Origin of the sequence: Clostridioides mangenotii TR (genome assembly GCF_000498755.1) — a bacterium.
In the GTDB taxonomy this organism is placed as follows: domain Bacteria; phylum Bacillota; class Clostridia; order Peptostreptococcales; family Peptostreptococcaceae; genus Metaclostridioides; species Metaclostridioides mangenotii_A.
The window spans coordinates 1-1,762 of record NZ_AXUS01000064.1; the positions used below are offsets into that span (position 1 = coordinate 1).

The following is a 1,762-nucleotide window of genomic DNA, read 5'->3' on the forward strand; positions in this document are numbered from 1 at the left end:
GTAAAATAGATACTACAACACTTATAGCAGTATTTTTATTTATAAAGAAAATTTTTCGACAAATAAAACATACGAAATAAGGATAAAATAGGGTTTTAAAGTTAACCCGACGATATTACCATTATTTACGATTTTAAATATATATATAATTAAATACCCCGGAGGTTTTACCATTATTTTTAACATTTTATTATTATAAAAGTTACTACATAAAACAAAATATGAAATAATAAAAAATACCCCGGAGGTTTTACCATTATTTTTATTCGATAATATAAGTCGGTAATGATAATACAGTATTATTTATCAAAGACTTTCTTTTCTCAACATCTTCATAAAAATATATATCAAAATAACCATGCCCTACTACAAATCTTTTTATTATGAATTGATTTTCAACAATTTCATTTAACATGTTTTCTACCATAGCCATTCTTTCTTTTTCAGTTGTATCTGTTTCAAAGTGAATATCAAATTTTAATTGATCTAAATCAAAAATATATTTTTTATCTTTAATATCTATACCACGATTTACCTCTGATATTCTAATACCTTCTAGCATATAGGCCAAATCTGTAGATTGAGGAATTTTTAACTTTTTTAATTGATTTTTGTACATAATTCTTGTTGTTTCTCTTTCTACTTCTTCAACAATTGCTTTTGTTACTTTAACAGCTTTTCTCCCATTTATCTCTTCACTATGAATTCTAGAAAATAAATTAAAACTCGTTTTTGATTTTATAGTGCCATCTTCATGATACGTTTCAGTATAAAATGTATAAAAAGTAAGTTTCGTAAGCTTATCTTCAACGTTCTCGTAATTATCCTTAGAGTCACTCAAACCTAAATCTTTAAGCAAATCAGATAAATAAAAAGTATAATTGATAAGAGGACTATAGGAGTATGTAAATCTAGCAATGTCTAAATCTAACTTATCTAATGAGAGTGTTGATATTGATCTCCTACCATCATCAATAGAGTTAAGTTCTAATATTATCCCATCAAGATCTTTAGTTTTGCTTTTTATAGTTTTATTATCAAAATTAAATTCATAAAACAAATCCATTTGATCTCCACTGTCACTTTTTACATCATATAAATCAGATTTATATGAATTATTGTCTTGTTTAATAATGTTGGATGAGTTAGGCTTACGGCCTCTCTTGCGTGGAATGAAAAGCCCTGGTGCGAGCCCAGACGGACTTTCGATTTTAACTCTATCAATATTATAGTCATAATCGTCTTTTAACACATCGCTTATGCAAAGTATTAAATCATGTGTAAATGCAGATTGTATTTTACTATCACTTAACTCTGATAAATAGATATAATCTGAGACATTATATTCTCTCTTTGAAGCCCATTTTTCTAAAAAGTCTTTTCTATGATTTAAAAGTTCTTCTGGAGTATTTATAGTTGAAGTAATAAATCCATTTTTTATATAAGTTTTTTTAGATTCTTCATACTCTTTTTTCAACAATTTATTTTGTTTTTTTCTAATGTATCAAGGACATTTTAACCCATCTTTGTTTTAAATCCCAAGCATTATTAGTATGTTTTGTTCTAAGTCTTTGTACCTTTTTAGGGGTATCTAGGTTGTCTATCTTACTAAATATTATATTGTATAAAAAGTCCTCAAATAGAGGTTGTATCTCTTCAGTTGTTAGTTTATTTTTTAGTTTAAAAACTTCAAAAAAAAAAAAAAAAAATTTCTTAGTTATTGCTTTAAATTTTTCTGAGTCATAGATAGCATAAATAATTA

Annotated in this window: 1 protein-coding gene and 1 pseudogene; both read right to left on the minus strand. The window is 25.7% G+C overall.

Features of this window, described 5'->3' with window-relative positions; translation table 11 throughout:
* Window positions 1-262 precede the first annotated feature (262 nt).
* Window positions 263-1,477: a hypothetical protein gene (locus T473_RS17055; RefSeq protein ID WP_051365940.1), complete on the minus strand. Its 1,215-nt coding sequence runs from the start codon at window positions 1,475-1,477 to the stop codon at window positions 263-265.
* A 19-nt stretch (window positions 1,478-1,496) separates the two neighbouring features.
* Window positions 1,497-1,762, minus strand: a pseudogene (locus tag T473_RS18940) (hypothetical protein); the annotation flags it as partial.